At 61.3% G+C, this 25,670-nt stretch carries 23 protein-coding genes, 2 tRNA genes and 2 rRNA genes; 12 read left to right on the top strand and 15 right to left on the bottom strand.

What is annotated here, in order from left to right:
* Positions 1–43: 43 nt before the first annotated feature.
* The 4 genes from HG549_RS09075 to HG549_RS09060 all read right to left on the bottom strand — a co-directional run bounded on the left by HG549_RS09075 (position 44) and on the right by HG549_RS09060 (position 4,981).
* Positions 44–2,935: ribosomal RNA gene (locus HG549_RS09075) — 23S ribosomal RNA — on the bottom strand.
* 245 nt (positions 2,936–3,180) lie between these two features.
* A tRNA-Ala gene (locus tag HG549_RS09070) sits at positions 3,181–3,256 on the bottom strand.
* A 26-nt stretch (positions 3,257–3,282) separates the two neighbouring features.
* Positions 3,283–3,359 (bottom strand) — tRNA-Ile (locus HG549_RS09065).
* Positions 3,360–3,444: 85 nt separating this feature from the next.
* Positions 3,445–4,981: ribosomal RNA gene (locus HG549_RS09060) — 16S ribosomal RNA — on the bottom strand.
* Together the 16S and 23S rRNA genes with 2 tRNA genes alongside form the textbook arrangement of a ribosomal RNA operon.
* A gap of 593 nt (positions 4,982–5,574) precedes the next feature.
* Here HG549_RS09060 and rhtA point away from each other — a divergent pair.
* Together rhtA and HG549_RS09050 are read left to right on the top strand one after the other, a co-directional pair.
* Positions 5,575–6,462: a threonine/homoserine exporter RhtA gene (gene rhtA, locus HG549_RS09055; RefSeq protein ID WP_170029179.1), complete on the top strand. Its 888-nt coding sequence runs from the start codon at positions 5,575–5,577 to the stop codon at positions 6,460–6,462.
* A 190-nt stretch (positions 6,463–6,652) separates the two neighbouring features.
* Entirely contained in the window at positions 6,653–6,934 is a 282-nt protein-coding gene (locus HG549_RS09050) for a hypothetical protein (RefSeq protein ID WP_170029178.1), read from the top strand.
* Positions 6,935–6,973: 39 nt separating this feature from the next.
* On the opposite strand, the gene HG549_RS09045 is transcribed toward HG549_RS09050, so the two are convergent.
* Positions 6,974–8,782 (bottom strand): aminopeptidase P family protein, encoded by a 1,809-nt coding sequence (locus tag HG549_RS09045; RefSeq protein WP_170029177.1) that lies wholly within the window; start codon positions 8,780–8,782, stop codon positions 6,974–6,976.
* Between the two features lie 225 nt (positions 8,783–9,007).
* Here HG549_RS09045 and HG549_RS09040 point away from each other — a divergent pair, with 225 nt between their 5' ends.
* A complete protein-coding gene (locus HG549_RS09040) occupies positions 9,008–10,120 on the top strand; it encodes a DUF3182 family protein (RefSeq protein WP_170029176.1) in 1,113 nt (370 codons plus the stop codon).
* Entirely contained in the window at positions 10,104–10,874 is a 771-nt protein-coding gene (locus HG549_RS09035; RefSeq protein ID WP_170029175.1) for a S9 family peptidase, read from the top strand. Before HG549_RS09040 ends, HG549_RS09035 begins: the two co-directional genes overlap by 17 nt.
* Here HG549_RS09035 and HG549_RS09030 read toward each other — a convergent pair.
* Both HG549_RS09030 and HG549_RS09025 read right to left on the bottom strand, forming a co-directional pair.
* Positions 10,853–11,233, bottom strand: a complete 381-nt coding sequence (locus HG549_RS09030) for an antibiotic biosynthesis monooxygenase (RefSeq protein WP_170029174.1) — start codon at positions 11,231–11,233, stop codon at positions 10,853–10,855. The genes HG549_RS09035 and HG549_RS09030 overlap by 22 nt on opposite strands.
* Before the next feature lie 59 nt (positions 11,234–11,292).
* Complete coding sequence (locus HG549_RS09025) at positions 11,293–12,324, bottom strand: GlxA family transcriptional regulator (RefSeq protein ID WP_170029173.1); 1,032 nt, start codon at positions 12,322–12,324, stop codon at positions 11,293–11,295.
* 82 nt (positions 12,325–12,406) lie between these two features.
* Between HG549_RS09025 and HG549_RS09020 the strand changes: the two genes are divergently transcribed.
* A complete protein-coding gene (locus tag HG549_RS09020) occupies positions 12,407–12,955 on the top strand; it encodes a cysteine hydrolase family protein (protein WP_170029172.1) in 549 nt (182 codons plus the stop codon).
* Between the two features lie 52 nt (positions 12,956–13,007).
* On the opposite strand, the gene HG549_RS09015 is transcribed toward HG549_RS09020, so the two are convergent.
* Positions 13,008–13,571, bottom strand: a complete 564-nt coding sequence (locus HG549_RS09015) for a helix-turn-helix domain-containing protein (RefSeq protein WP_170029171.1) — start codon at positions 13,569–13,571, stop codon at positions 13,008–13,010.
* 84 nt (positions 13,572–13,655) lie between these two features.
* Here HG549_RS09015 and HG549_RS09010 point away from each other — a divergent pair, with 84 nt between their 5' ends.
* From HG549_RS09010 to HG549_RS08980, 7 genes are all read left to right on the top strand, one after another.
* A complete protein-coding gene (locus HG549_RS09010) occupies positions 13,656–14,588 on the top strand; it encodes a DMT family transporter (RefSeq protein WP_170029170.1) in 933 nt (310 codons plus the stop codon).
* A 162-nt stretch (positions 14,589–14,750) separates the two neighbouring features.
* Complete coding sequence (locus tag HG549_RS09005) at positions 14,751–17,666, top strand: monovalent cation/H+ antiporter subunit A (RefSeq protein WP_170029169.1); 2,916 nt, start codon at positions 14,751–14,753, stop codon at positions 17,664–17,666.
* The gene (locus HG549_RS09000; protein ID WP_170029168.1) at positions 17,666–18,010 is read left to right on the top strand and encodes a Na+/H+ antiporter subunit C; all 345 of its coding nucleotides are present in this window, start codon (positions 17,666–17,668) and stop codon (positions 18,008–18,010) included. The genes HG549_RS09005 and HG549_RS09000 overlap by 1 nt, the downstream gene beginning before the upstream one ends.
* Positions 18,007–19,686 (top strand): monovalent cation/H+ antiporter subunit D, encoded by a 1,680-nt coding sequence (locus HG549_RS08995; RefSeq protein WP_170029167.1) that lies wholly within the window; start codon positions 18,007–18,009, stop codon positions 19,684–19,686. The genes HG549_RS09000 and HG549_RS08995 overlap by 4 nt, the downstream gene beginning before the upstream one ends.
* On the top strand, positions 19,683–20,171 hold the full coding sequence (locus tag HG549_RS08990; RefSeq protein ID WP_170029166.1) for a Na+/H+ antiporter subunit E: 489 nt from the start codon (positions 19,683–19,685) through the stop codon (positions 20,169–20,171). Before HG549_RS08995 ends, HG549_RS08990 begins: the two co-directional genes overlap by 4 nt.
* Positions 20,168–20,446 carry a K+/H+ antiporter subunit F gene (locus tag HG549_RS08985; RefSeq protein WP_170029165.1) on the top strand — a complete coding sequence of 93 codons (279 nt, stop codon included), beginning with the start codon at positions 20,168–20,170 and terminating at the stop codon, positions 20,444–20,446. Before HG549_RS08990 ends, HG549_RS08985 begins: the two co-directional genes overlap by 4 nt.
* Positions 20,443–20,808, top strand: a complete 366-nt coding sequence (locus HG549_RS08980; RefSeq protein WP_170029164.1) for a Na+/H+ antiporter subunit G — start codon at positions 20,443–20,445, stop codon at positions 20,806–20,808. The genes HG549_RS08985 and HG549_RS08980 overlap by 4 nt, the downstream gene beginning before the upstream one ends.
* Positions 20,809–20,817: 9 nt before the next feature.
* On the opposite strand, the gene HG549_RS08975 is transcribed toward HG549_RS08980, so the two are convergent.
* The 7 genes from HG549_RS08975 to HG549_RS08945 all read right to left on the bottom strand — a co-directional run bounded on the left by HG549_RS08975 (position 20,818) and on the right by HG549_RS08945 (position 25,665).
* A complete protein-coding gene (locus tag HG549_RS08975; RefSeq protein ID WP_170029163.1) occupies positions 20,818–21,027 on the bottom strand; it encodes a hypothetical protein in 210 nt (69 codons plus the stop codon).
* Positions 21,024–21,494 carry a hypothetical protein gene (locus HG549_RS08970; protein ID WP_170029162.1) on the bottom strand — a complete coding sequence of 157 codons (471 nt, stop codon included), beginning with the start codon at positions 21,492–21,494 and terminating at the stop codon, positions 21,024–21,026. Before HG549_RS08970 ends, HG549_RS08975 begins: the two co-directional genes overlap by 4 nt.
* Positions 21,495–21,898: 404 nt before the next feature.
* Entirely contained in the window at positions 21,899–22,093 is a 195-nt protein-coding gene (locus tag HG549_RS08965) for a hypothetical protein (RefSeq protein ID WP_170029161.1), read from the bottom strand.
* A 179-nt stretch (positions 22,094–22,272) separates the two neighbouring features.
* Positions 22,273–22,677 carry a TraR/DksA C4-type zinc finger protein gene (locus HG549_RS08960; RefSeq protein WP_003259022.1) on the bottom strand — a complete coding sequence of 135 codons (405 nt, stop codon included), beginning with the start codon at positions 22,675–22,677 and terminating at the stop codon, positions 22,273–22,275.
* 194 nt (positions 22,678–22,871) lie between these two features.
* Positions 22,872–23,072, bottom strand: coding sequence for a hypothetical protein (locus HG549_RS08955; RefSeq protein ID WP_170027514.1), 201 nt, complete (start codon positions 23,070–23,072; stop codon positions 22,872–22,874).
* Positions 23,073–23,750: 678 nt separating this feature from the next.
* Positions 23,751–24,524 (bottom strand): enoyl-CoA hydratase, encoded by a 774-nt coding sequence (locus tag HG549_RS08950; RefSeq protein WP_170029160.1) that lies wholly within the window; start codon positions 24,522–24,524, stop codon positions 23,751–23,753.
* 13 nt (positions 24,525–24,537) lie between these two features.
* Entirely contained in the window at positions 24,538–25,665 is a 1,128-nt protein-coding gene (locus HG549_RS08945) for an acyl-CoA dehydrogenase (protein ID WP_170029159.1), read from the bottom strand.
* Positions 25,666–25,670: the final 5 nt, after the last annotated feature.

The raw sequence follows: 25,670 nt of genomic DNA, 5'->3' as shown, positions 1-25,670 counted from the left end.
CTTCACCACCGCAATCTGCGTCAGCAAATTGCTTGGGTGTTATATGGTCAAGCCTCACGGGCAATTAGTATTGGTTAGCTCAACGCCTCACAGCGCTTACACACCCAACCTATCAACGTCGTAGTCTTCGACGGCCCTTCAGGGAACTCAAGGTTCCAGTGAGATCTCATCTTGAGGCAAGTTTCCCGCTTAGATGCTTTCAGCGGTTATCTCTTCCGAACATAGCTACCCGGCAATGCCACTGGCGTGACAACCGGAACACCAGAGGTTCGTCCACTCCGGTCCTCTCGTACTAGGAGCAGCCCCTCTCAAATCTCAAACGTCCACGGCAGATAGGGACCGAACTGTCTCACGACGTTCTAAACCCAGCTCGCGTACCACTTTAAATGGCGAACAGCCATACCCTTGGGACCGGCTTCAGCCCCAGGATGTGATGAGCCGACATCGAGGTGCCAAACACCGCCGTCGATATGAACTCTTGGGCGGTATCAGCCTGTTATCCCCGGAGTACCTTTTATCCGTTGAGCGATGGCCCTTCCATACAGAACCACCGGATCACTAAGACCTACTTTCGTACCTGCTCGACGTGTTTGTCTCGCAGTCAAGCGCGCTTTTGCCTTTATACTCTACGACCGATTTCCGACCGGTCTGAGCGCACCTTCGTACTCCTCCGTTACTCTTTGGGAGGAGACCGCCCCAGTCAAACTACCCACCATACACTGTCCTCGATCCGGATAACGGACCTGAGTTAGAACCTCAAAGTTGCCAGGGTGGTATTTCAAGGATGGCTCCATGAGAACTGGCGTCCCCACTTCAAAGCCTCCCACCTATCCTACACAAGCAAATTCAAAGTCCAGTGCAAAGCTATAGTAAAGGTTCACGGGGTCTTTCCGTCTAGCCGCGGATACACTGCATCTTCACAGCGATTTCAATTTCACTGAGTCTCGGGTGGAGACAGCGCCGCCATCGTTACGCCATTCGTGCAGGTCGGAACTTACCCGACAAGGAATTTCGCTACCTTAGGACCGTTATAGTTACGGCCGCCGTTTACCGGGGCTTCGATCAAGAGCTTCGCTTGCGCTAACCCCATCAATTAACCTTCCGGCACCGGGCAGGCGTCACACCCTATACGTCCACTTTCGTGTTTGCAGAGTGCTGTGTTTTTAATAAACAGTCGCAGCGGCCTGGTATCTTCGACCGGCATGGGCTTACGGAGCAAGTCCTTCACCCTCGCCGGCGCACCTTCTCCCGAAGTTACGGTGCCATTTTGCCTAGTTCCTTCACCCGAGTTCTCTCAAGCGCCTTGGTATTCTCTACCTAACCACCTGTGTCGGTTTGGGGTACGGTTCCCAGTTATCTGAAGCTTAGGAGCTTTTCTTGGAAGCATGGTATCAACCACTTCGTCGCCTAGAGGCAACTCGTCATCAGCTCTCGGCCTTGAAATCCCGGATTTGCCTAAGATTCCAGCCTACCACCTTAAACCTGGACAACCAACGCCAGGCTGGCCTAACCTTCTCCGTCCCTCCATCGCAATAACTGGAAGTACAGGAATATTAACCTGTTTTCCATCGACTACGCTTTTCAGCCTCGCCTTAGGGACCGACTAACCCTGCGTCGATTAACGTTGCGCAGGAAACCTTGGTCTTTCGGCGTGCGAGTTTTTCACTCGCATTGTCGTTACTCATGTCAGCATTCGCACTTCTGATACCTCCAGCAAGCTTCTCAACTCACCTTCACAGGCTTACAGAACGCTCCTCTACCGCGTCATCAAAGATGACACCCGTAGCTTCGGTGCATGGTTTGAGCCCCGTTACATCTTCCGCGCAGGCCGACTCGACTAGTGAGCTATTACGCTTTCTTTAAAGGGTGGCTGCTTCTAAGCCAACCTCCTAGCTGTCTAAGCCTTCCCACATCGTTTCCCACTTAACCATGACTTTGGGACCTTAGCTGACGGTCTGGGTTGTTTCCCTTTTCACGACGGACGTTAGCACCCGCCGTGTGTCTCCCATGCTCGGCACTTCCAGGTATTCGGAGTTTGCATCGGTTTGGTAAGTCGGGATGACCCCCTAGCCGAAACAGTGCTCTACCCCCTGGAGTGATACATGAGGCGCTACCTAAATAGCTTTCGAGGAGAACCAGCTATCTCCGAGCTTGATTAGCCTTTCACTCCGATCCACAGGTCATCCGCTAACTTTTCAACGGTAGTCGGTTCGGTCCTCCAGTCAGTGTTACCTAACCTTCAACCTGCCCATGGATAGATCGCCCGGTTTCGGGTCTATACCCAGCGACTAAACGCCCTATTAAGACTCGCTTTCGCTACGCCTCCCCTATTCGGTTAAGCTCGCCACTGAATATAAGTCGCTGACCCATTATACAAAAGGTACGCAGTCACCTAACAAAGTAGGCTCCCACTGCTTGTACGCATACGGTTTCAGGTTCTATTTCACTCCCCTCTCCGGGGTTCTTTTCGCCTTTCCCTCACGGTACTGGTTCACTATCGGTCAGTCAGTAGTATTTAGCCTTGGAGGATGGTCCCCCCATGTTCAGACAAAGTTTCTCGTGCTCCGTCCTACTCGATTTCATTGACAAGAGATTTTCGTGTACGGGGCTATCACCCACTATGGCCGCACTTTCCAGAGCGTTCCACTAATCTCAAATCAACTTAAGGGCTGGTCCCCGTTCGCTCGCCACTACTAAGGGAATCTCGGTTGATTTCTTTTCCTCAGGGTACTTAGATGTTTCAGTTCCCCTGGTTCGCCTCTTGCACCTATGTATTCAGTACAAGATACTCAGCTTATGCTGAGTGGGTTCCCCCATTCAGAGATCTCTGGATCACAGTCTGTTTGCCGACTCCCCAAAGCTTATCGCAGGCTACCACGTCTTTCATCGCCTCTGACTGCCAAGGCATCCACCGTATGCGCTTCTTCACTTGACCATATAACCCCAAGCAATCTGGTTATACTGTGAAGACGACATTCGCCGAAAATTCGCATGTTGCTCTTTCGAGCAGAACTCACAAATTTTACCTTAGCCTGATTAACCAGCAGTGAAACTGGTCATCAGTCTATATCTATCACATATCCGAATTTTTAAAGAACGATCTGACAAAAGCCAGAAATCAACATTCACATTGGAATGCTCATTTCTAAGTTCTGAGCAGTGCTGCGAAACCTGAAAGAGTGGTGGAGCCAAGCGGGATCGAACCGCTGACCTCCTGCGTGCAAGGCAGGCGCTCTCCCAGCTGAGCTATGGCCCCGTGTATTCTAGGCCGCACCAAGTAATTGGTAGGTCTGGGCAGATTTGAACTGCCGACCTCACCCTTATCAGGGGTGCGCTCTAACCAACTGAGCTACAGACCTATAACAGGGTCGCGTTACAGCATCGTCTTTTACAATGAATCAAGCAATTCGTGTGGGAGCTCATCAGCAGGCTGATGTCGTCGATTAAGGAGGTGATCCAGCCGCAGGTTCCCCTACGGCTACCTTGTTACGACTTCACCCCAGTCATGAATCACACCGTGGTAACCGTCCTCCCGAAGGTTAGACTAGCTACTTCTGGTGCAACCCACTCCCATGGTGTGACGGGCGGTGTGTACAAGGCCCGGGAACGTATTCACCGCGACATTCTGATTCGCGATTACTAGCGATTCCGACTTCACGCAGTCGAGTTGCAGACTGCGATCCGGACTACGATCGGTTTTGTGAGATTAGCTCCACCTCGCGGCTTGGCAACCCTCTGTACCGACCATTGTAGCACGTGTGTAGCCCAGGCCGTAAGGGCCATGATGACTTGACGTCATCCCCACCTTCCTCCGGTTTGTCACCGGCAGTCTCCTTAGAGTGCCCACCATAACGTGCTGGTAACTAAGGACAAGGGTTGCGCTCGTTACGGGACTTAACCCAACATCTCACGACACGAGCTGACGACAGCCATGCAGCACCTGTGTCAGAGTTCCCGAAGGCACCAATCCATCTCTGGAAAGTTCTCTGCATGTCAAGGCCTGGTAAGGTTCTTCGCGTTGCTTCGAATTAAACCACATGCTCCACCGCTTGTGCGGGCCCCCGTCAATTCATTTGAGTTTTAACCTTGCGGCCGTACTCCCCAGGCGGTCAACTTAATGCGTTAGCTGCGCCACTAAAATCTCAAGGATTCCAACGGCTAGTTGACATCGTTTACGGCGTGGACTACCAGGGTATCTAATCCTGTTTGCTCCCCACGCTTTCGCACCTCAGTGTCAGTATCAGTCCAGGTGGTCGCCTTCGCCACTGGTGTTCCTTCCTATATCTACGCATTTCACCGCTACACAGGAAATTCCACCACCCTCTACCGTACTCTAGCTCGCCAGTTTTGGATGCAGTTCCCAGGTTGAGCCCGGGGCTTTCACATCCAACTTAACGAACCACCTACGCGCGCTTTACGCCCAGTAATTCCGATTAACGCTTGCACCCTCTGTATTACCGCGGCTGCTGGCACAGAGTTAGCCGGTGCTTATTCTGTCGGTAACGTCAAAACAGCAAGGTATTAACTTACTGCCCTTCCTCCCAACTTAAAGTGCTTTACAATCCGAAGACCTTCTTCACACACGCGGCATGGCTGGATCAGGCTTTCGCCCATTGTCCAATATTCCCCACTGCTGCCTCCCGTAGGAGTCTGGACCGTGTCTCAGTTCCAGTGTGACTGATCATCCTCTCAGACCAGTTACGGATCGTCGCCTTGGTGAGCCATTACCTCACCAACTAGCTAATCCGACCTAGGCTCATCTGATAGCGTGAGGTCCGAAGATCCCCCACTTTCTCCCGTAGGACGTATGCGGTATTAGCGTTCCTTTCGAAACGTTGTCCCCCACTACCAGGCAGATTCCTAGGCATTACTCACCCGTCCGCCGCTGAATCAAGGAGCAAGCTCCCGTCATCCGCTCGACTTGCATGTGTTAGGCCTGCCGCCAGCGTTCAATCTGAGCCATGATCAAACTCTTCAGTTCAATACTGCTTGGGTTTTTAAGAAACCCTAAACTTGGCTCAGCAATCTCAAATGACTATGTGATTTCTCGCATGGCCACTTGTGATGCTGATAATCTTTGTGACTATCAGTCCGTACTCACAAGCACCCACACGAATTGCTTGATTCGATTTGTTAAAGAGCGTTTGGTTAAGAGCGTTTCGTCTCAACCGAGGCGCGCATTCTACGCTTTCCTCATTTGCTGTCAAGCGTTTATTTTGAAGTTTTTTACGAGAAACTCGTTTAGCTTCAAACACTTGACTCAACGGGTGGCTTGCCTTGCTTCGCTACCGCGCTGGAGTGGGGCGCATTATAGGGTGATATTCGAGGCGGTCAACCTTTAATTTCAATAATCTGCAATCTTCCCAAAAAGACTCTGCTGGGCCACCCGGTGGCCACAGCCCTTGCAGTGCCGGTGATATCGAGCGCCCCGCACAGCGCATCGCTGGCAGCGCCTGCATCTGTCTCGGCCTATCCATCCTGTGCATTCGCCGCTGTCTACCTTGGCTGTTCCCTTTCAGCCCAATTGCGCACTATAGTGCGCATTCTCAACCTGCCAAGGATCGCCGTACAGAAATGAACACCCAGCCTCGCAGCCTGGCCGCCACCCTCTTTCCGATCGGCCTGCTGCTCATTGCCATGGCATCGATACAGTCCGGCGCTTCCCTGGCGAAAAGCATGTTTCCTATCGTCGGCGCCCAAGGCACCACCACCCTGCGGCTGATCTTCGCCAGCATCATCATGCTGCTGATATTGCGCCCCTGGCGCGTGCGCATGACTGCCCACACCCTGCGTAACGTGATCATCTATGGCATGGCCCTGGGCGGCATGAACTTCCTCTTCTATATGGCGCTGCGCACGGTACCGATCGGCATTGCCGTGGCCCTGGAATTCACCGGACCACTGGCGGTGGCGATGTTGTCCTCGCGTCGGCCAATCGATTTCCTGTGGATTGCCCTGGCCATCGTCGGCCTGCTGCTGTTGCTACCGGCTGGTGATGGCGGGCAGGCCCTGGACCCGGTCGGTGCCGCCTATGCCCTCGGCGCCGGAGTGTGCTGGGCACTGTACATCCTGTTCGGGCAACGTGCCGGGGCCGAGCATGGCATTCAGAGTGCCGCGCTGGGGGTTGTGGTGGCTGCCCTGTTTGTCGCGCCCATCGGTATTGCCCACGCTGGCAGCACATTGCTTACACCCGCCGTGCTCCCCCTGGCCCTGGGCGTTGCGATTCTGTCCACCGCCCTGCCCTACAGCCTGGAAATGGTCGCGCTCACACGTATCCCGGCGCGCACCTTCGGTACCCTGATGAGCATCGAACCGGCATTCGGCGCACTGTCCGGCCTGCTGTTTCTCGGCGAAGTGCTGACGCTCACCCAATGGCTGGCGATTCTGGCGATCATCATTGCCTCGGTCGGCACCACCTTGTCCATGCGCAAGGAGCCCAGCCCGGCGGTCGCCGCAGACTGACATGAGAAATATTTTCATTTGAGACAGGAATAGTGATTGTGGCGGCCCGCCGCGCTGATTAAGCTGTCACAAAATCATCATCTCTACGCTATCTACTGGACAGAACACGGACGCTGGGGAAATTTCAGGAAGAATCAAAGCAATAACGACGGGGCCAGACGGCTGATCCGCCCTGCATTTAAGGACAGGAATGAAACGTATTTTTCTCATCCTGGCCATCTTGGCCATTGCTGGATGTGCCGCCACCGCCAAGACCGAGGTCAAAAGGGGCAAGAAGGGCCTGCATATCAATTGCTCCGGCCTTTCCTCCTCGTGGGACAACTGTTACAGCAAGGCTGCGAGCGCCTGCAGCACGCGGGGCTATCGCGTCATCGCACGCTCGGGCGATAGCGATGAAGAACCGGGTGACTACTTGTTCGGCATCAACCCGGCGGGTTACACCAGCCGCAGCATGATCGTCATCTGCAAATAAAAAAGGGCAGCTCGCAAGCTGCCCTTTTTACTTGAAGCCTTATAACGGCGCGGTGCGCGTCTCAAGCCAGGCCAGCGCTTCGCCCTTGAGCAAGGGTGCCAGGCGCTCGCGCACCTGGGCGTGATAGCGGTTCAACCAATCCCGTTCGTCCCTGGCCAGCAGCTCGGGCAACAGGCAACGGATGTCGATCGGGCACAGCGTCAGGGTTTCGAAATTGAGGAACTCGCCAAAGGCGCTCGTGCCGGCCTCGCGGGTGACGACCAGGTTCTCGATGCGCACGCCCCACTGCCCCGGGCGGTAGGTGCCTGGCTCGATCGAGCTGATCATGCCCGGCTGCATCGCGGTCTGCGGTGTCGGCGCGGCCTGATAGGCAATCACCTGCGGCCCTTCGTGCACGTTCATGAAATAACCCACCCCATGCCCGGTGCCATGGCCGTAATCCACCTGGTCAGCCCAGATCGGTGCCCGCGCAATGGCGTCGAGCAACGGCGACAGCACGCCACGCGGGAAGCTGGCGCGCGACAAGGCAATCATGCCCTTGAGCACGCGCGTGCAGTCCTGCTTCTGCTGCAGGCTGGGGCTGCCCACCGGTACCATGCGGGTGATGTCGGTGGTACCGCCCAGGTATTGCCCACCCGAATCGATCAGCAGCAGACCATCGCCCTCGATGACCGCGTGCGACTGTTCGGTGGCGCGGTAATGCGGCATGGCGCCGTTGCCATTGAAGGCGGCAATGGTCGCGAAACTCAACGAAACGAAGCCCGGGCGACGGGCTCGCGCAGCGCTCAGGCGCTCGTCGATGGTGAGTTCGGTGATGGTTTCCTGACCGAGGTTGGCCTCGAACCAGGCGAAGAACTCGCACAGGGCCGCGCCGTCCTGCTCCATCGCCTGGCGAATGTGCATCAGGTCGTCTTCGCCTTTGCACGCCTTGCTCAGGGTGGTGGGGTTGATTCCCTCGACCAGCTCAACCCCGCCGGGCAGGTTATCCAGCAGGCCACAGGTGACCCGGGCGGGATCGATCTGCAATCGGCTGCCGGCTGGCAGGGCGCCGAGGGCGCTACCGGCTTCGGTGTAGTCACGCACCTCGATGCCATCCACTGCCAGCACCTGGCGCAGATGGTCATCGAGCTTGTCCTGGCCGACGAACAGGATGGCTTGCTCCTGGCTGATCAGGGCGAACGCCATGAACACCGGGTTGTAGGACACGTCGCTGCCGCGCAGGTTGAAGAGCCAGGCGATGTCGTCCAGGGTGGCGATGAAGTGCCAGTCGGCGCCCTTGGCCTGCAGGCTCTGGCGCAACTGCTTGAGTTTTGCTGCCCGGCTCACCGTGGCATGCGGCGGCAAGTGCTGGTAGACCGGGTTGCCCGGCAGCGCCGGGCGCCCATCCCAGACCTGTTCGAGCAGGTCCCGGCCAGTCACCAGCCGCGCCCCGCGCAGCTTCAACCGGTCGCCCAGCTGGCGTGCCGAAGCCAGGGCCATGACCGCACCATCCACCGCCACGCTGCCGTTGCGCTCGACGTGGTCGCCCAGCCATTCCAAGGCGCCGGGTTTGCCTGGCAACAGCTTCATCAACTCGATGCCAGTGCCTGCCAGCTCATGCTCCGCCTGTTCCCAATAGCGGCTATCGACCCATAACCCGGCAAAATCGGCCGTGACCACCAGCGTGCCAACCGAGCCATGGAAGCCAGACAGCCACCGGCGCCCCTGCCAGTATGCCGGCAGGTATTCGGAAAGATGGGGGTCGGCCGAGGGTACCAGCAAGGCATCGATGCCCTCTGCGGCCATGACCTGGCGCACGTGCGCCAGGCGCTGCGGCACGCTTTGCCCAAGGGTGGTCTGAACGTTCATGCGCTCTCCTGCGGCTACATCACGGTTGATCCAGTGTGCCGATAATGGAACAGCCGTCGAAGCCCTGCAATCGTGGCGACCGACACACGGTATGCATTGCCCGCCACGCCCTGCACATACAGGACATTTCCTACAGCGCGGCCGGGACCACCGATCAAGTTTTGCTGAACTTCGCCAAAGTAACGGCTTCACACAGATACATTCACTGCATACAGGCAAACGACCATGCCCAATGCCAGCGCCCCTAAAAGCGGCGTGGTGCTGCTCGACACCCGGGCACGCACTCCTGACCACGAGCATGCCGTGCATCTCAAGCTCGCCGAAGGCCTGGCGCGCTTGCTGGGTTGCCCATACGTGCAGCCCAGCCAACCGCCGAGCGCCGCCGATGGCTACTACTACCTGCCCACCGAAACCTTGGTCGACCCCAAGCGCCAGGCCAGCCTGGGCATCTGCAGCGAGCACGACCTGTTCGGTGGCCTGGTCGCCTATCCATACATGGCGACCAAGGCAATCTCCCACCCGTTACCGGCGGGGGCCAGTTTCCCTCCAGGCTGGACCGATGCCTTCGCCCGGCAAGCCAGCGACGCCCTGTTGCGCGGCTACACGGTGTTCAGCAAGGCCGACGCACGCAACGCCGCGCACCTGCTGCTGCTGGACGGCCCATTGCGGATCAAGCCCGTGCTGGCTTGTGCAGGCCGCGGGCAGCAGGTCATCACCACGCTGGATGCGCTGGAACCACTGCTAGCCGGCATGGATGACCAGGACCTGGCCCTGTGGGGGCTGGTGCTGGAAGAAGACCTGAGCGAGGTGCAGACCTTCAGCGTCGGCCAGGTGCGCGTCGCCGGCCACACCTGCAGCTACCACGGCATCCAGTACCTGACCCGCGATCACCAGGGCGTCGAAGTCTATGGCGGCTCCGATCTGGTGGTGGTGCGCGGCGGCTACGACGCGCTGCTGCAGCTACCACTGGAAGATCACCTGCGCCTGGCCATCAACCAGGCAATCGTCTACGAGCAGGCAGCCGAGCGCCACCTGCCGGGCTTCATCGCCTCGCGGCGCAACTATGACATCGCCCGCGGCTTCACTGCCGAGGGCCACTTGCGCAGCGGCGTACTCGAACAATCCTGGCGGCTGGGCGGCGCCAGCAGTGCCGAACTGCTGGCCTTGCAAGCCTTTGCCAGCGACCCGGCATTGCAACGGGTGCGGGCTTCCACCCATGAAGTATTCGGCATCCCCGAACTGCCCACTGACGCCACCCTCTTCTATCAAGGAAACGACAGTGAACTCGGACAACTCAGCAAATTTGCGCGGATTCGCGACTATGACCATTCAGAGTGAAACCGTTGAACTGCAGGTCGAGGATGACAGCATCGTCGGCACCCTGGTCAGCCCTGGCAGCAAGATGCCGGGCATTCTCTTCGTGCATGGCTGGGGCGGCAGCCAGCAGCGCGACCTGGCACGTGCCCGGCATATCACCGGGCTGGGCTGTGTCTGCATGACCTTCGACCTGCGCGGCCACGAAAAGACCGAAAGCCAACGGCTGACCGTTACCCGCGAACAGAACCTGATGGACCTGGTAGTGGCCTACGACCGCCTGGTCAGCCACCCCGCTGTCGACAGCAGTGCCATCGCCATCATCGGCAGCAGCTATGGCGGCTACCTGGCCACCCTGTTGACCCGCGAGCGGCCGGTCAAATGGCTGGCCCTGCGCGTCCCTGCCATGTATTGGGACGAGGAATGGGACATTCCCAAGCAGACCCTGGACCGGCAGCGCCTCAACGCTTACCGCCAGCGCCCGCTCGGGCCGGCGGACAACCGCGCACTGGCAGCCTGCGCCGAGTTCGCCGGCGATGTGCTGCTGGTGGAGTCCGAACAGGACGACTATGTGCCGCACAGTACGCTGATGAGCTACCGCTCGGCATTCGTCAGCGCTCATTCGCTCACGCACCGCATCGTCGACGGTGCCGACCATGCGTTGTCCAGTGAAGCTTGTCAGAAGGCCTACAGCTCGATCCTGGCGTCGTGGATCAGCGAAATGGTCATCGGCGCCCGGCTGGACCGTTACCCGCACTATGCGCCCTGGTATGCCTGAGCTTCACTCAGCTGGCAGTGCAGGCCGCCATCGGCGCCACGGACCAGGCTGCGCAGGGTCTGGTAGGCGGCAAACCTGACGCCACGCGCCTGATGCTCGGCGAGCAGTTCGAGAAACGGCTCCTCGACGAAATAGGCAGCAGCCGCCGCCCACGCCTGGCGGGACTGCCATTGCAGGTACTGCAACACTCGGCTGCCATCGTCACTGGCCTGGATGCTGACCCCCTGCAACCCCTCACAGCGTGTGGCCAGCTCTTCGCTGCGCGTCACCAGCGCCTGGGCCAATGCCTGCTGGCGGACGCCGGGTACTTCATATTCGATCATCTGGGTAAACCACAGGGCCTGGGGTGTTGCCATCATGAGCAGTCTCCTTGCTACGGACGCATGCAGCGCGATGCCGGGCAGGGTAAAACCTCAAGTTAAGTCAAGGTCAAGCGTTTTTCCGCTGCGGATACGCCGCACTCGCCCTGGCCGGAGACGGCAAAGCGCCGGCGATAATCGCTCGGGGTCAGGCCGGTTATGCGCAGAAACACCTTGCGAAACGCGCCCGGGTCCTGGTAGCCGACACCCCAGGCGATCTGATCGACGGTACGCCGGGTGAACTCCAGCAAGCGGCACGCCCGCCCTACCCGCACTTGCTGGCAGTACTCGGTCGGCCGCAGCCCCGTTGCAGCACGAAAACGGCGCAGGAAAGTGCGGGCTTCCAGTCCCGCGCATGCAGCCATGCCGGCCAGGTCGACATCCTGCCCGCCATTGCCCTGCAACCAGTGCTGGACTTTCAGCACCGCCTCGTCGCCATGCGCCAGACGCGGGCGGAACACGACACCAGGCAGCGGCGCCGACACCGGTTGCACTGCCAGGTAGCGGGCGGTTTCGCCTGCCAGGGTCGCGCCCATGAAGCGCTCCAGCAAACGCAGGCCCAGGTCGGTCCAGGCCATCAAGCCGGCCGAGGTGATCAGGTCGCCATCATCGAGCAAGGGCTGCTGGGCCTCGACCCGTATCCTGGGAAACCGCTGGGCCAGCGCTTGCACGTAGTTCCAGTGGGTACAGGCCGGGCGCCCGTCGAGCAGGCCGCTGGCAGCGATGAAGAACACACCGATGCACACCGAGGCCAGCACCGTGCCGCGCCCGTGCAGCTCGCGCAGCGGCGCACGGTGGCGCTCCAGCAACTCAGCTTGCGGTGCCGACTCCAGGCTCGGCGGTATGATCAGCACGCGCAGATCAGGCAAGGCGGCGCCTGGGCTCTCGGGCGCAGGCTGCAGTTGCCCCAGGTCGTCGACCTGCCAGAAGCTGACACGTAGCCGCGGCAACTCGACGGCCCCCAGCTCGGCGGCTACCCGGTTGGCCACCAGAAACAGGTCGGCCAGGCCATGCACAGCAGCACGCTGCGCGCCCTGGTACAGCAGCAGGCCGATATCCAGGCTGGTGGCGTTGTCAGTTTTTGCCCGCATAGTGTCGTTTGCGCCAATCCTCAGGTCAGTGGCCACAGCCTATAACTAACGTCATCCAACGACTACTGCCACAGGAGGCAGCATGAGCAAGCAGGCGCTGATCATCATCGACATCCAGAACGACTACTTCCCCGGCGGCAGATGGACCCTCGATGGCGCTGAGCAGGCAGCCGACAATGCCGCACGCCTGCTGGCGGCGGCACGCCAACGGGGCGACCTGGTGGTGCACGTGCGGCATGAGTTCGAGAGTGCCGATGCACCATTTTTCGCGCCGGGCTCGCAGGGAGCTGCCATCCACGCCAAGGTCCGGCCCGAAGCGGGTGAGCCGGTGGTGCTCAAGCACAAGGTCAATGCCTTCCTCGGCACCGAACTCGAACATACGCTGGACCAGCATGGTGTCGAAGCCCTGACCATCGTCGGCAGCATGAGCCACATGTGCATCGACGCCGCGACCCGTGCCGCAGCAGATCTCGGCTACCAGGTGACCGTGGCGCACGATGCCTGTGCAACCTTGCCCCTGGAGTTCAATGGCAAGCAGGTGCCTGCGGCGGACGTGCATGGGGCGGCAATGGCGGCGTTGGCGTTTGCCTATGCCAAGGTGGTGAAGACCGATGAACTGCTGAAAAGCTGATCGGCTTGGGGTTCCCCGGGGGGGCTGCTGTGCAGCTCCCACACCTGCAAACTCAAATAACAACATTACGCACAAAGCGCACCGCCAAGGCCCCGTCATTGCGATAGGCATACCGGCAATTGCTGGGAAACACATGAAACTGGCCTTGCCGCAGGCAGTGCTCGGCCCCTTCGATGATCAGTGTCAGTTGCCCTTCGGCGACATAGATCTGCTCGCTCCAGCCCTCGGCATCGGCCTCGCTGCAGTAGCACTCCCCCGGCGCCAGGGTCCACTCCCACAGCTCCACCTCGCGCCTTGCCGGGCTGCTGCCCAGCAGCACCGCCCTGCTCTGTGGATGCTCACCCGCCCAGGCCAGCTCTTCGATACGGCCCGGGTCACGCTGGTCCGGAGCCTGGATCAGGGTGCTGAAGGCCACGCCGAGGGCTTCGGCAATCAGGTCGAGGGTCGTCAGGCTGACATTCTTTTCGCCCGCCTCGATCGCCACCAGCATGCGCCGGCTGACCCCGGAACGCTCGGCGAGCGCGGTCTGACTCATGCCTGCGGCGTTGCGCAGGCTGCGTACATTGAGGCTGACATGTTGCAGCACCGACGCCCGGTGCGAAGATTCTTTGTGCACTATAGTGCTCACTGGTCGGGATTGCGCAGTATACTGCCCACTTTGCGGCCGATTGTGCGCCGCCCCTTCCGAGTGCGCAAGACCATGAACCAGCCCAGCAGCAAGCCGACCGCCGCCGTTACCTTTCGCCTGAGCAAGGCCGAACTGGTGCTGGTCTTCATCACCATGTTGTGGGGCGGCACCTTTTTGCTGGTGCATAACGTGATGGCCGTCAGCGGGCCGATGTTCTTCGTCGGCCTGCGCTTCGCAGCAGCCGCGCTGTTCGTGGGCGTGGTATCGGCGCGGGCACTGCCTGGGCTGACGTTCACCGAACTCAAGGCCGGCGTGCTGATCGGCGTGTCGATCATGCTTGGCTACGGCCTGCAGACCATGGGCCTGCAAACCATCAGCAGCAGCCAGTCGGCATTCATCACCGCGCTGTATGTGCCATTCGTGCCGCTGCTGCAATGGCTGGTGCTGGGCCGCCGGCCCGGCCTGATGCCGAGCATCGGTATCGGCCTGGCGTTCATCGGCCTGATGCTGCTGGCCGGCCCGGAAGGCGGCCGCCTGCATTTCAGCGAGGGCGAGCTGGTGACCCTGGTCAGCGCGGTGGCCATCGCCGGCGAAATCATCCTGATCAGCCGCTATGCCGGCCAGGTCGATGTGCGCCGGGTCACCGTGGTGCAACTGGCGACCGCCTCGCTGCTGGCATTCCTGATGATCGTGCCGACCCAGGAGCGCATTGCCGATTTTTCCTGGCTGCTGCTGGCCAGTGCGGTGGGCCTGGGCGCGATGAGCGCGGTGATCCAGGTGGCGATGAACTGGGCCCAGAAATCGGTCTCGCCCACCCGCGCCACGCTGATCTATGCCGGCGAACCCGTGTGGGCCGGGATCGTCGGGCGTATCGCCGGCGAACGCTTGCCAGGCGTGGCACTGCTCGGCGGCCTGTTGATCGTGATCGCGGTGGTGGTCAGCGAACTCAAGGTGCGTCGCGCGGGCGAAACCGAGCCAGCGCTGGAAGCACAAAGTGAACGCTAGCGGCACGCCCCTTCTCTAAAGCTGCGGCTATGCTTTGTAAGAAACTGTTATAAAAAATCAGCTGGTCACAGCCTATTTGTAGGATTCTGCGACAGCTTGCGTGTTGGTGATCACCCCCCTGGCACGTATGATTCCTGGCAAACTTCTCCAGAATAGGCCGCTATGTCATTGATAGTGCTATTGCTCCTGCCGTTCGTGGGCAGTTGCCTGGCAGCCGTGCTGCCGCACAACGCACGTAACGCGGAGTCCATTCTCGCCGGGCTGGTCGCCCTGGTCGGCACTGTCCAGGTAGCACTGCTGTACCCTCAGGTTGCCCACGGCGGTGTGATCCGCGAAGAGTTCCTCTGGCTGCCCAGCCTGGGCTTGAACCTGGTGCTGCGCATGGACGGCTTCGCCTGGCTGTTCGCCTTGCTGGTGCTGGGCATCGGCGCGCTGGTGTCGCTGTATGCCCGCTACTACATGTCGCCACAAGACCCGGTACCGCGCTTCTTCGCCTTTTTCCTCGCCTTCATGGGCGCCATGCTCGGCCTGGTGATCTCCGGCAACCTGATTCAGCTGGTGTTCTTCTGGGAACTCACCAGCCTGTTCTCCTTCCTGCTGATCGGCTACTGGCACCACCGTGCCGACGCCCGTCGCGGTGCCTACATGGCGCTGATGGTCACGGGTGCGGGCGGCCTGTGCCTGCTGGCAGGGGCACTGCTGCTCGGCCATGTGGTGGGCAGCTACGACCTGGACAAGGTCCTGGCTGCCGGCGACGTCATCCGCCAGCATGCACTGTACCCGGTGCTGCTGCCGCTGATCCTCATCGGCGCCCTGAGCAAGAGCGCCCAGTTTCCCTTCCAGTTCTGGCTGCCCCACGCCATGGCCGCACCGACCCCGGTGTCGGCCTATCTGCATTCGGCGACCATGGTCAAGGCCGGGGTGTTCCTGCTGGCCCGCCTGTGGCCGGTGCTGTCGGGCAGCGAAGAGTGGTTCTGGATCGTCGGCGGTGCAGGCGCCCTCACCCTGCTGCTTGGCGCCTTTGCCGCGATGTTCCAGAACGACCTCAAGGGCCTGCTGGCCTATTCGACTATCAGCCACCTGGGCCTGATCACCCTGCTGCTGGGGCTCAACAGCCCATTGGCCGCCGTTGCCGCCGTGTTCCACATCCTCAACCATGCCACCTTCAAGGCCTCGCTGTTCATGGCCGCCGGCATCATCGACCATGAAAGCGGCACCCGTGACATTCGCCGCCTGAGCGGCCTGGTGCGGCTGGTGCCGTACACCGCCACACTGGCCATGGTGGCCAGCGCCTCGATGGCCGGCGTGCCGTTGATGAACGGCTTCCTGTCCAAGGAAATGTTCTTTGCCGAAACGGTGTTCATCAGTGCCACCGCCTGGGTCGAGGCCACGCTGCCGGTGATCGCCACCCTGGCTGGCACCTTCAGTGTGGCCTATGCCCTGCGCTTCACCGTCGACGTGTTCTTCGGCCCCAGCGCCGAAGACCTGCCGCACACCCCGCATGAACCGCCACGCTGGATGCGTGCGCCAGTCGAATTGCTGGTGCTGACCTGCCTGGTGGTGGGCATCTTCCCCGCCCAGTCGGTCGGCCCGCTGCTGGCAGCCGCCGCCCTGCCGGTGGTGGGCGGTACCCTGCCGGAGTACAGCCTGGCCATCTGGCACGGCTGGAACGCGCCGCTGATCATGAGCCTGATAGCCATGAGCGGCGGCATCGTGCTGTACCTGGTGCTGCGCAAACAGCTGCGCCTGGGCCGCTTCCCCTACCCGCCGCTGATCGAGCGCTTCAACGGCAAGCGCCTGTTCGAGCACGGCCAGGTGCAACTGATGCTGCTGGCGCGGCGCATCGAGCGCCTGCTTACCAGCCGCCGCCTGCAATCGCAGCTGTTCATGCTGGTACTCGCCGCCTTCTTCGCCGGCCTCATCCCCATGCTGTACAGCGGCCTGAGCTGGGGCGACCGGCCGAAGATTCCCGGCTCGGGCGTGTTCGTCGCGCTGTGGCTGATTGCGATTGCCTGCGCTATCGGCGCCGCCTACCAGGCCAAGTACCACCGCCTGGCGGCCTTGATCATGGTCAGCGTCTGCGGCCTGATGACCTGCATCACCTTCGTCTGGTTCTCGGCGCCCGACCTGGCCCTGACCCAGCTGGTGGTGGAAGTGGTCACCACCGTGCTGATCCTGCTCGGCCTGCGCTGGCTGCCACGGCGGATCGAAGGTGTGTCGCCACTGCCGGGCAGCCTGGACCGTGCACGCATGCGCCGCTTGCGCGACCTGTTGCTGGCGGTGCTGGTAGGTGGCGGCATGGCGGTGCTGTCCTACGCCATGCTGACCCGCCCGACACCCAACGACATTTCCTCGTTCTACCTGAGCCGCGCGCTGCCCCAGGGTGGTGGCACCAACGTGGTCAATGTCATGCTGGTCGACTTCCGTGGCTTCGACACCCTTGGTGAAATTACCGTGCTGGTGGCCGTTGCGCTGACTGTGTTCGCGTTGCTGCGGCGCTTCCGCCCACCGAAGGAAAGCATGCAGTTGCCGTCGCAGCAGCGCCAGCTGGCACCCGATGTGGTCACCGACCTGATCAACCCGCGGCATGCCACCGACACCGCCCTGGGCTTCATGATGGTGCCCGCGGTGCTGGTGCGCCTGCTGCTGCCGATCGCCCTGCTGGTATCGATGTACCTGTTCATGCGTGGCCATAACCAGCCAGGGGGCGGCTTCGTCGCCGGCCTGGTGATGTCGGTGGCGTTCATCCTGCAGTACATGGTGGCCGGTACCCAGTGGGTCGAAGCACAGATGAGCCTGCGCCCGCTGCGCTGGATGGGCACCGGGCTGCTGTGCGCAACCCTGACCGGGGCGGGCGCCATGCTGTTGGGCTACCCGTTCCTCACCACCCATACCGCCCACCTGCACCTGCCGGTGCTCGGCGATGTGCACGTGGCCAGTGCGCTGTTCTTCGATGTCGGCGTGTTCACCGTGGTGGTCGGCTCGACCCTGCTGATCCTCACGGCCCTGGCGCACCAGTCGGTGCGCGCCTACCGCCCGGGCAACCCGGCGAAAACCAGCCAAGCGGGAGCCGCCTGATGGAAGAAGTGATTGCAATCGCCATCGGCGTCCTGGCCGCCTCGGGGGTATGGCTGATCCTGCGCCCGCGGACCTACCAGGTGATCATGGGGCTGTGCCTGCTGTCGTACGGGGTCAACCTGTTCATCTTCAGCATGGGCAGCCTGTTCATCGGCAAGGAACCGATCATCAAGGACGGCCTGCCGCAGGACCTGCTGCATTACACCGACCCGCTGCCGCAGGCGCTGGTGCTCACCGCCATCGTCATCAGTTTCGCCATGACCGCCCTGTTCCTGGTGGTGTTGCTGGCCTCGCGCGGCCTGACCGGTACCGACCACGTCGATGGCCGGGAGCGTGACGAATGAGCGGCATGAGTCAACTGATCATCGCGCCCATCCTGCTGCCGCTGGTAACGGCGGCGGTAATGTTGTTGCTGGGCGAGAAACACCGGCAGCTGAAGGCCCGGTTGAACCTGCTGTCGACCTTCACTGGCCTGGCCATCGCGGTCAGCCTGCTGTTGTGGGTGCGCATCCAGGGCCAGGCGGAATCGATCGGCGTCTACCTGCCGGGCAACTGGTCGGCGCCGTTCGGCATCGTGCTGGTGGTCGACCACCTGTCGGCGTTGCTGCTGACCCTCACCGGCACCATCGGTTTCAGTGCCCTGCTGTTTGCCCGAGCCCGCTGGGATGGCGCCGGCGCCAGTTTCCATGCGCTGTTCCAGATCCAGTTGATGGGCCTGTACGGCGCCTTCCTCACCGCCGACCTGTTCAACCTGTTCGTATTCTTCGAGGTGCTGCTGGCTGCCTCCTATGGCCTGCTGCTGCACGGCTCGGGGCGTGCCCGGGTGCGTGCCGGCCTGCACTACATCGCCATCAACCTGTTTGCCTCGTCACTGTTCCTGGTCGGCGCGGCGATGCTGTATGGCGTGACTGGCACCCTGAACATGGCAGACCTGGCCGTGAAGATCCCGCTGGTGCCGGAGGCCGACCGTGGCTTGCTGCATGCCGGTGCGGCGATCCTGGCCATCGCCTTCCTGGCCAAGGCCGGCATCTGGCCATTGAACTTCTGGCTGGTGCCGGCCTATGCCTCGGCCAGCGCGCCGGTGGCGGCGCTGTTCGCGATCATGACCAAGGTTGGTCTGTATGCCGTGCTGCGCCTGTGGACCCTGCTGTTCTCGGGGCAGGCCGGGGCTTCGGCGCACTTCGGTGGTGACTGGCTGGTATCAGGTGGCCTGGTCACCCTGGCAGTGGCGGCGGTGTCGATCCTGGCGGCGCAACGCCTGGAGCGGATGGCTGCCCTCAGCATTTTGGTCTCGGCCGGTACCCTGCTCGCCGCCATCGGCTTCGCCCAGTCGGCGCTGACCGGTGCAGCGTTGTTCTATCTGGTCAACTCGACCCTGGCGCTGTGCGCGCTGTTCCTGCTCGCCGAGCTGGTCGAACGCTCGCGCTCGGCCAATGAAGCACCGCTGGACGAAGAGGAAGACGCCATGCCGCCGCCGCTGGAGTCACTGCACCCGCCCAAGGGCATCAACCTCGATGATGAGCAACAGGTGGTGATCGGCCAGATCATCCCCTGGACCATGGCGTTTCTCGGCCTCAGCTTCATCGCCTGTGCCCTGCTGATCATCGGCATGCCACCGTTGTCGGGCTTTATCGGCAAGCTCAACCTGATCAGCGCGCTGTTCAACCCGCTGGGGCTGGGCGTGCCCCCTGAACAACCACTGGGTATGTCCGGCTGGGGCCTGGTGAGCTTGCTGATCCTGTCAGGCATGGCCTCGCTGATTGCCTTTGGCCGTGTCGGCATCCAGCGTTTCTGGAAGCCCGAAGAGCGCCCGTCGCCGCTGCTGCGCCGCTATGAATGCCTGCCCATCGTCATCCTGTTGGGCCTGTGCATGGTCCTCAGCCTCAGGGCCGAGCCGTTGCTGCGCTATACCCAGGACACCGCCGCCAGCCTGCAGGCTCCCGAGCTTTACATACAAGCCGTCATGGCCGCGCGACCCGTCCCCGGCCCGACCTCGCTCGACGTACAGGTGCAGCCATGAAGCGACTGTTCCCCGCCCCGTTGTTATCGGTGTCGCTGTTCGCGCTGTGGCTGCTGCTGAACCTTTCGCTCAGCCCCGGCAACCTGCTGCTGGGTGCTGCACTCGGCGTGCTGGCGCCGCTGCTGATGGCACCACTGCGCCCCCAGCATGCCCATGTGCGGCGGCCACTGGTCATTGCCCGGCTGATCGGCCGGGTCGGCATCGATGTGATCATTTCCAACCTGCTGGTGGCCCGTGGCGTGCTGCGTGCCGGCAAGCAACCGCCACGCTCGGCGTTCGTGCACATCCCGCTGAGCCTGCGCGATGCGCATGGCCTGGCGGCGCTGTCGATGATTACCACGGTAGTGCCAGGCACGGTCTGGTCCGAGCTGGCGCTGGACCGCAGCGTCTTGCTGCTGCATGTGTTCGACCTGGACGATGAGGCGGCCTTCATCCAGCACTTCAAGGACACCTACGAACGCCCGCTGATGGAGATCTTCCAATGACAGGTCTGCTTGCCAATGCTGTCCTCGCCAGCCTGTTCATCTTCGCCCTGGCCATGGCCCTGGCACTGATCCGGCTGTTCCGCGGCCCGTCCGCCCAGGACCGGGTGCTGGCGCTGGACTACCTGTACATCCTGGCCATGCTGAGCATGCTGGTGCTGGGCATCCGTTATGCCAGTGACACCTACTTCGAAGGTGCACTGCTGATTGCGCTGTTCGGCTTCGTCGGCTCGTTTGCCCTGGCCAAGTTCCTGCTGCGTGGTGAGGTGATCGAATGACTGAACCCCTGCAACTGCCGTTCTGGGTAGAACTGGTGACCGCCGTGCTGCTGCTGGCCGGCAGCCTGTTTGCGCTGGTCGGTGCCGTGGGCCTGGTACGCCTGAAGGACTATTTCCAGCGCATGCATCCGCCGGCACTGGCCTCGACCATCGGTGCCTGGTGCGTGGCGCTGGCCTCGATCATCTACTTCTCCTGGCTCAAGCAAGCGCCGGTGCTGCACGCCTGGCTGATTCCGATCCTGCTGTCCATTACCGTGCCGGTCACCACCCTGCTGCTGGCCCGGGCAGCGCTGTTCCGCAAGCGCATGGCCAACGAGCCGGTACCGGAAGAAGTCAGCAGCGGTCGCGATCGCGGCAACTGACCAGTCGCCTCACGCCTGGCTGAGGCGCTGCAACTCGCGGCGGACCATGGCCACATAGGGCGGCGGGCCAAGGCGGTACAATTCGCTTGCTACCCAGGTCAACCAGGCGCCTTGCAGTTCCCCGCGCCTGGCCAGCAAACGCTGGGCCTCGGCCACGGCATCCGCCTGGTGTTGGCGATGAAACTCGGCACGCGTGGCGGGTGTGTCGTCACGGGTCATTCACTGGCCTTGAAGGTGGTCAGTTCACCTTTGCGCCATTTGGCGACCTTGCCGGTCACCGCCTTGAGCAACTTGCCCAGGCCTTCCTGAATCTGCTGCTGTGCGGCGAATACCAGCATCACGCCGTGGCCCTCGCGGAACACGATGCCCTCGCCTTCAGGTACCGAGACGAAGGCGTAATCGCCTACGCCATAGACGTTCAGCTTGATTTCACGAAAGCGCATTTCCAGCTTGCCACCTTCCCGGCTGGGCAGCACGGCGGCGCGGAAGTGGTCGCCGACCTTCAGTTCGAGGCGCTGCTTGTCGTCGACCACCAATGCGCTTTCGGTGTCGATTTCGGCCATGTACAGGCCTTCGGGATTCTGTTCGGTGACGTAGACAAAGCGGCCCTGGAACAGCTGGGCCAATTTACCGCGCAAGTCGCCCAGGGCGAACAACGCATGGGTATCAAGAGTGCTGACTGCCAATGAAGTAATCCTCAACCGGTTACAACCCGCGCTCACCCAAGCTCGGTGAAGCACGGCCATTTCTTGTCGATAGGCGAAAAGAGTAATGAAGCGATATGCGAAATGTCTGCGCCCGCTGGCGATGCAGCGTGCGGGATTCTTTACTCTGGCTTGCCAGATCTGGCCTCAATACAGGCTTTCGGCATATTCCCGATCCGGGAAGTGTAATGTCTGACAGCAAACCCGCCAGAAAGATGCGACAGGCAATGCCGGAGCGCACGTGAAAACGGGCCCTGCAATCCATCAGTGCATTACTGAGGGAAGAATATGCACGAAAACACCGAAATCCGTCGAGAGGCAAAGCGCATTTCTTGCCGTTGATACAGCCTGCCCTCGTTTTACCAGGCCCGGCGCAATCGATGCGCTCAGGCGGCCAAGCCTTTCTTCAACTGCTGCAACCAGGCTGCCTGGCACTCCAGCGCCTCTTCGCGCGTGGCGAAGGCGGTACCACGCCGCTCGCCATTGACCAGCACCACCCAGCAGATGCGTTTACCCAGCGCCCGCAGCGTGGCCGGCACACCCGAGCCAATCATCACGGCTACATCGACCCGGCTATTCATCATTCCCTCCGGAATTTAATTAGCACCCTAACGATAAAGCCATGATACGCCCGCTCGCCGCGCGGAAACAGCGCATCCCGGTACAGCAGTTTTACGCGCGGGGCAACAAAACCGCCGGCGGCAAAGAAACGCAAAGAGCCCCAGGGATCGCTCCGTGGGGCTTGGCACACCGCGCGGGGTTACACCTGGCGCTGGTGGCGATCGAGCTGCTCGTGGCGCTCCTGGGCTTCGATGCAGTACTTGGTGGTCGGGCTGATCAGCAGGCGCTTCAGGCCGATCGGCTCACCGCTGTCGTCGCACCAGCCGAAGCTCTCGTCGGCAATACGGTCCAGGGCCATTTCCAGCTGGGGCAACAGGCGCTGGTCGCGGTCGATGGCATTTACCAGCCAGCTACGCTCCTCTTCGACCGAAGCCACGTCGGCAGGGTCCGACGGGGTGTCCAGGCCTTCGATGGTGGCACGGCTCAGCTCGATGCGTTCATGGGTTTCGACTTTCATCGCCTGCAGCAGGCCAGCGAAGAAAGCCAGCTGGTCAGCGTTCATGTAGTCATCGGCCGACATGGCCAGCAACTGTTCCTTGGTCATCGATTTCTCTATGAAAAAATGTGCATTTGGGCGATTCATATGCTGCCGACGCCTTGGCATCGGTGGCGGAATTCTTCAAGCGCCAACCGGCACTCTTTTACAGGGGGCGGAAGTCTAAGGCGCCGCGTCGCGTGGAGCAACTGCAATCGGGTGGGAATTTGCTTCCATTGTCTACATTCCGCTGGTCGGTGCCTTCAGCTCAATGCTATCGCCACCCTCATACGAGGAGTCTGGCCGTGGCCCTGCGCGGCGCTGGCGCTGGCGCTGGCGCTGGCGCTTGCTCTTGCTCTGCTTTTGATCTTGATCTTGATCTTGATCTTGATCTTGATCTTGATCTTGATCTTCGCGACTTCAGGAGGCCGAACGCAGGCCTTGCGGAGGGAGGTGACGGGCATGGATGCCCGTCAAGCGCTGAGGCCCCATGGATGGGGCCTGCAGCGCGTCCTCCCGGGAGCAAGGCCGGAGTGAGGGAACCCCGAAGCGCAGCGTAGGGGCCGGATGATGGGAGCGCAGCGTTTTTTGGTTACTTTTTGCCGCGTTTGGCAAAAAGTGACTCGCCGTAAGGGCGAAAAGGTGAGTCAGCGTCGTCATCGCCAATGGACTTTGCGCGCGATAAAAACCAGCGTTATCCCGCTTTAATCTTTTCGCTTTTCGCTTTTCGCTTTTCGCTTTTCGCTTTCAAGCGTGGGCTTTAACAATGAGGTCAACATTCATTTTCAAACGCGGCGCTTAGTCACCTTTCCGCCCTTACGGCGGGTCACTTTTTGCCAAACGCGGCAAAAAGTAACCAAAAAACGCTGGCTCCCATCATCCGGCCCCTACGCTGCGCTCCGGGGTCCCCTCGCTACGGGCTTGCTCCCGGGAGGACGCGCTGCAGGCCCCATCCATGGGGCCTCAGCGCTTGACGGGCATCCATGCCCGTCACCTCCCTCCGCAAGCCCTTCGCTCGGCCTCCTGAAGTCGCATTCGGCGGCGCCTGAACTATCGCGCGCTTAAAAGCAAAAGCAACGGCAACGGCAACGGCAACGGCAACGGCAACGGCAACGGCAACGGCAACGGTAACGATGCTGCTATCAACGATCCTTGAACTGCGCCTCACGCTTGCCAATGAACGCAGCCATGCCCTCTTTCTGGTCCTCGGTAGCAAATGCCGCATGGAACACCCGCCGTTCAAAGCGCACGCCTTCGCTGAGGGTCACTTCAAACGCCCGATTGACGCTCTCCTTCACCATCATGCTCACCGGTATCGACTTGCTGGCAATGGTCGCCGCCACCTTCAGCGCCTCTTCCACCAGCTCCGCCTGCGGCACGATACGCGCCACCAAGCCAGCGCGCTCGGCTTCTTCAGCGCCCATCAGGCGGCCGGTCAAGCACAGCTCCATGGCCTTGGCCTTGCCGACCGCACGGGTCAGGCGCTGGGTGCCGCCCATGCCCGGCAGCACCCCGAGGTTGATTTCCGGCTGGCCGAACTTGGCATTGTCCGCCGCCAGGATGAAGTCACACATCATCGCCAGCTCGCAGCCTCCACCCAGGGCAAAGCCGGACACCGCGGCGATGATCGGCTTGCGCCGGTTGGCAATACGGTCGGCATCGCTGAACAGGTCGTCGACGTAGATTTGCGGGTATTGCAGCTCGGCCATTTCCTTGATGTCGGCACCAGCGGCGAAGGCCTTGGCGGAACCGGTCAGCACCACGCAGCCAATGTTCGGGTCACGCTCGAGCTGGTCCAGGGCCTGGTTGATCTCGCCGACGATCTGCGCGTTCAGCGCGTTCAGCGCCTGTGGGCGGTTGAGGGTGATCAGGCCGACCTTGCCGTGGATGTCCAACAGGATGGTTTCGAATGCCATGCAGTCTGCTCCTTCAAAGATTGCGCGCAATGACCATGCGCTGAATGTCGCTGGTGCCTTCGTAGATCTGGCAAACCCGAACGTCGCGGTAGATACGCTCCAGCGGGAAGTCGCTCAGATAGCCATAACCGCCCAGGGTCTGCAAGGCATCCGAACAGACCTTTTCGGCCATTTCCGAGGCAAACAGCTTGGCCATCGACGCTTCCACCAGCGCCGGGCGCCCGGCATCGCGCAGTGCCGCGGCGTACAGCACCATCTGCCGGGCCACGGCAATTTTCGTTGCCATGTCGGCCAGGCGGAACGCCACCGCCTGGTGTTCGATCAACGCCTTGCCGAAACTCTGTCGCTCGTTGGCATAGTCGCGCGCCACTTCGAACGCCGCGCGGGCCATGCCCACCGCTTGCGCGGCAATGCCGATACGGCCACCTTCGAGGTTGGCCAGGGCAATCTTGTAGCCCTCACCCTCCGCGCCCAGGCGATTGGCCAGCGGCACGCGCACATTGTCGAAAACGATCTGGCAGGTGTCGGAAGCGTGCTGACCAAGCTTGTCCTCGACCCGCGCCACCTGGTAACCCGGCGAATCGGTGGGCACGATGAAGGCGCTGATGCCGTGCTTGCCGGCGTCCGGGTCGGTGACAGCGAACACGATCACCACCCCGGCGTTCTGCCCGGAGGTGATGAATTGCTTGCTGCCGTTGAGCACATAGTGGTCGCCATCCAGGCGCGCACGGGTCTTCAGGCTGCTGGCATCGGAGCCAGCCTGCGGTTCGGTCAGGGCGAAGGCGCCGAGCATCGCGCCGCTGGCCAGCGGGGCAAGGAACTGGGCTTTCTGCTGCTCGCTGCCAAAGCGCAGGATCGGCACGCAGCCCACCGAGTTGTGCACGCTCATGATCGTCGAGCAGGCACCATCACCGGCGGCGATTTCCTCCAGGGCCATGGCATAGGCCACATAGCCGGTGTCGCTACCGCCCCACTGCTCCGGCACCAGCATGCCGAACAGGCCCAGCTCGGCCATCTCGGCGATGGCCTCCTTGGGGAAGCGATGTTCCTTGTCCCATTGCTCGGCAAACGGCTTCAGGCGCTCCTGGGCGAAGGCGCGCACCGCGTCGGCGATCTGTTGTTGCTCGTCAGTTACCAGCATGGTTC

It is taken from the genome of Pseudomonas sp. SK (assembly GCF_012975065.1).
Lineage (GTDB): Bacteria > Pseudomonadota > Gammaproteobacteria > Pseudomonadales > Pseudomonadaceae > Aquipseudomonas > Aquipseudomonas anuradhapurensis.
This window is presented reverse-complemented; position numbering and strand designations above follow the sequence as displayed.